This is a genomic window from Microbulbifer mangrovi (assembly GCF_002009015.1).
In the GTDB taxonomy this organism is placed as follows: Bacteria; Pseudomonadota; Gammaproteobacteria; order Pseudomonadales; family Cellvibrionaceae; genus Microbulbifer; species Microbulbifer mangrovi.
In genome coordinates this window covers 1-3944 of the sequence record NZ_LZDE01000157.1, presented here as the reverse complement: position 1 = coordinate 3944, position 3944 = coordinate 1, and the positions used below count along the sequence as shown (strand labels likewise).

Below are 3944 nucleotides of genomic sequence, written 5' to 3'. Positions count from 1 at the left end.
CCGCACTGCGACTCGCCCTTTTTATTCAGGTCCTTGCCGGACTATTCCCGGCTGGGCCTCACGAGGCTGTGGTGCCATCCCGTCCATCGGCCACCACGCTGTTGTAGTTATCGTCGTTGAAGGTTTGCTCATTCAGCGCACCCTCACTCTTCGCCACAATGGTGCTAACCACAGAGTCGCCGGTGATGTTCACCGCCGTGCGCACCATGTCCAGCAGACGATCCACGCCCATCACGATGGCAATACCCTCAAGTGGCAGGCCAACCTGCTGCAATACCATTGCCAGCATGATCAGGCCTACCCCGGGCACACCGGCGGTGCCGATGGAGGCCAGGGTCGCGGTCAGGATGACCGACAGATACCCCACCAGACCAATATCGATCCCGTACAGCTGGGAGATAAATACCGTCGCCACCCCCTGCATGATCGCAGTGCCATCCATATTGATGGTTGCACCGAGGGGAATGGTGAATGAGGCCACCTTGTTATCTACACCCAGACGCTTTTCCACTGTCTGCAGAGTAACCGGAATAGTGGCCGCGGAAGATGCCGTACTGAAGGCAAACACCATCGCCGGGCGCATTTTCTTGATCAGTTTCAGCGGGCTCAGGCCTGACAGCAACTTCAGCAGCAGCGGGTATACGCCCAGCGCGTGCAACAACAACGCCAGCAACACCACGCCGAAGTATTTTGCCAGCTGCGGTATCGCATCAAAGCCGAGCTGCGCAATCTTGGTCGCCAGCAGGGCAAACACCCCGTAAGGCGCAAACACCATCAGCACCCCGACCATGCGCAGGATGACTTCGTTCAGGTCGTTGAAGAAACCGGCGATACGTTGTCCCGGCTTGCCACTGCGGGAAATCGCGTATCCCATCAGCAGGGCAAACACGATGATCTGCAACATGTTGCCCTTGGCCATCGCATCCACCGGGTTGGTGGGGAAGATATTGACCAGTACTTCCGACAGCGGCGGCGACGGCTGGGCCTCAAAGCTCGCATCTCCCGCCAGGTGCTCCATACCGACTCCCGGCTGGATCACCAGCGCCAGCACCAGCGCGAGGGTAATTGCCGCGGCGGTGGTGAGCAGGTACAGCAACAGGGTCTTGCCGGCGAGCACACCCACACGGCTGCCTTCAGACAACGCACAGGCGCCGCAGATCAGGGAAACGAGAACCAGCGGCACCACCATCAGCTTCAGTGAGGCGATGAAAATCCGTCCGACGATATCGAACAGGCCATTGGTCAGGTAGTTGTTGATAAAGCCGGTTAACCCGGGCCCCAGCAGCTGGCTGGTGTTGAGAAGATTACTTATCAGGCCAACAGCGATCCCCGCAATCATGGCCAGAACGATTTTTTTGGTAAGCCCCATGGTCCGTCCTGTTACTTCGGCGATCGCCGATGATTTATTGTCGATAAGAATTCAGAGCACGCATGCAAAGTGCTGCAAACAGACCGCCACTATATCGGCAGGCTGAAAGCGGAGCAAAATCTGGACCATTTCCCCGCGCCGCCGGTCGGTTACAATGGCGCTTTTGAGCTTGCGCGGAGTCAGCGTTGTTCCACTCCCCCTTTGAAGCCATCGGTGACTGGCATCCACAGCCCCTCGAGAGCCTGCACGGGTACACGCCCCCCGAGCACCTGCTGCCCTGGCTGCTGCACCCCGGCTCCCTCACCGCCGCGCTCAAACAGTTGAGCAACGGTGAGTTTAGCGTGCAGATTCTGAGTCAGGGCTGGCAACAGCCACACCTCGAGGAGCGCCGCGCCCTCAACCTGCGCGAGCGAACCCGCGCCCTGGTGCGCGAAGTCCTGCTCTACGGCAGTGACGAGCGGCCCTGGGTGTACGCCCGCAGCGTGCTGCCAGAGCGCACCCTCGCGGGTAAATCCCGCTACCTGCGCAGCCTGGACAATCGCCCACTGGGCGAACTCCTGTTTAGTCAGCCCGACATTCGTCGGGGTCCCATCGTGCTCAACCGGCTGGCGCGCAACCCGCGCAGTAAACAGGCAGAACTGGATTCGGTGGAAAACACAGCCTGGGGCCGCCGTTCCACCTTCTGGCTGCACGACAAGCCCCTGCTGGTTGCAGAGACCTTCCTCAGCAGTTTCAATCCCCACAAACCGCCCATGACCTGAACAACGGACAAGAAGCCCATGATCAGCCAACAGATCCAACAGCGCTGGCCCGCCGCCCTCCCGTACTGGCAGCTCGCCCGACTGGACAGGCCCATCGGCTCTTTACTGCTGCTGTGGCCCACCTGGTGGGCACTGTGGATTGCCGCCGAGGGCTGGCCCGGATTGCACCTGTTTGTCGTGTTCACCCTCGGTGTGATCCTGACCCGCGCGGCGGGATGCGCGGTCAACGACTTTGCCGACCGCAACATTGACGGCCACGTAAAGCGTACCAACCAGCGCCCGCTGGCGACCGGAGCGGCGACCCCGAAGGGGGCGCTACTGCTGTTTGCCGGCCTGATGCTGCTGGCATTCCTGCTGGTGCTTACCACCAACCGGCTCACCATTCTGCTGTCATTGCCCGCACTGGCGCTGGCGTTCTGCTATCCGTTTGCCAAGCGGTACACCCACCTGCCGCAGGTAGTGCTGGGGGCAGCGTTCAGCATGGGCATTCCAATGGCGTTCGCCGCGGTCACCAATGAGGTGCCGGCGGTCGCCTGGCTGATTTTCACCGCCAATCTGTTGTGGACCGTGGCCTACGATACCTTTTACGCCATGGTGGACCGGGACGATGACCTCAAAATCGGGGTGAAATCCACGGCGATTCTGTTCGGCGACATGGACAAGGTGATGACCGCCAGCCTGCAGGTGATGGTGGTGCTGGCCCTGTGGATGCTGGGCAGCCGGGCGGAGCTGGGCGCGCTGTATTACTGCGGTGTGGCGGCTGCCGCGGGGCTGTTCGGCTACCAGCAGTGGCTGGTGCAGAACAGGGAACGGGATAACTGCTTCAAGGCTTTTTTGAACAACAACTGGGTTGGGGCCGCGGTATTTTCCGGGATTTTTCTCCACTTTCTCGTATTTTGATCCCTGTTTACGGCTTCTGGATTCGTGATCACTGAACGGCTGTCATATATTTGTCACTAAAGTGACGTTAAATGGCCACTCTAAGGAATGTCAGTTGGATGACACACTCATCAGTTAGGGTATGGCAGGCAGATGCACAACAAAACGATCCTCATAGTCGACGACGAAGCCCCAGTACGGGACATGCTGCGAATTGCCCTGGAGATGGCGGATTACCGAGTTCTGGAGGCGGAGAATGCCCAGGCGGCACACGCACTGGTCATCGATGAAAAGCCGGACCTGATCCTGCTGGACTGGATGTTGCCCGATGTTTCCGGGGTGGAGCTGGCGCGACGCCTGAAGCGGGATGAGCTGACCTCTTCGCTGCCGATCATCATGCTGACGGCGAAGGGCGAGGAGGATCACAAGATCAAGGGGCTGGAGACGGGTGCGGATGATTACATCACCAAGCCGTTTTCTCCCCGCGAGCTGGTGGCGCGCCTGAAGGCGGTATTGCGCCGGGCGGGCCCGAGCACGCCGGAGGAGCCGCTGACCGCCGGTGGCCTGGTGCTGGACCCGATCAGCCACCGGGTGACGATCAATGGCAATCCGGTGGATATGGGGCCGACGGAATTTCGCCTGCTGACGTTCTTCCTGTCTCACCAGGAGCGCGCCTATACCCGGACCCAGTTGCTGGACCACGTGTGGGGTGGCAACGTGTATGTGGAGGAGCGCACCGTGGACGTACACATCCGCCGCCTGCGCAAGGCACTCACCATCGATGGCCACGAGCGCTATATCCAGACGGTTCGCGGCACCGGCTACCGCTTTTCTGTACAGACCGTGGAAAGGGTGTAATCCTACCGCCCTCAAAGAATTTGGGCTTCCAATGTGAATGCCCGGTGGCGGCGGAGCACCGGGTGCAGGTTTTCAGG

The 3944-nt window shown here is 60.3% G+C and carries 4 protein-coding genes; 3 read left to right on the top strand and 1 reads right to left on the bottom strand.

The annotated features are described in order from the left end of the window. Nucleotides 1–58 precede the first annotated feature (58 nt). Nucleotides 59–1369 (bottom strand): dicarboxylate/amino acid:cation symporter, encoded by a 1311-nt coding sequence (locus B4U49_RS01055; RefSeq protein WP_078082742.1) that lies wholly within the window; start codon nucleotides 1367–1369, stop codon nucleotides 59–61. A 185-nt stretch (nucleotides 1370–1554) separates the two neighbouring features. On the opposite strand from B4U49_RS01055, the gene B4U49_RS01050 reads away from it, so the two are divergent. The 3 genes from B4U49_RS01050 (at nucleotide 1555) to phoB (ending at nucleotide 3867) form a co-directional block, all read left to right on the top strand. Continuing rightward, nucleotides 1555–2130 (top strand): chorismate--pyruvate lyase family protein, encoded by a 576-nt coding sequence (locus tag B4U49_RS01050; RefSeq protein ID WP_078082741.1) that lies wholly within the window; start codon nucleotides 1555–1557, stop codon nucleotides 2128–2130. A gap of 18 nt (nucleotides 2131–2148) precedes the next feature. After that, nucleotides 2149–3030 (top strand): 4-hydroxybenzoate octaprenyltransferase, encoded by an 882-nt coding sequence (gene ubiA / locus B4U49_RS01045; protein ID WP_078082740.1) that lies wholly within the window; start codon nucleotides 2149–2151, stop codon nucleotides 3028–3030. Between the two features lie 132 nt (nucleotides 3031–3162). Beyond that, nucleotides 3163–3867 (top strand): phosphate regulon transcriptional regulator PhoB, encoded by a 705-nt coding sequence (phoB, locus tag B4U49_RS01040; protein ID WP_078082739.1) that lies wholly within the window; start codon nucleotides 3163–3165, stop codon nucleotides 3865–3867. Nucleotides 3868–3944: the final 77 nt, after the last annotated feature.

Coding starts and splice junctions, on each gene's coding strand:
- B4U49_RS01055 (WP_078082742.1), bottom strand. CDS start 1,369: ATGGGGCTTACCAAAAAAATCGTTCTGGCCATGATTGCGGGGATCGCT.
- phoB (WP_078082739.1), top strand. CDS start 3,163: ATGCACAACAAAACGATCCTCATAGTCGACGACGAAGCCCCAGTACGG.
- ubiA (WP_078082740.1), top strand. CDS start 2,149: ATGATCAGCCAACAGATCCAACAGCGCTGGCCCGCCGCCCTCCCGTAC.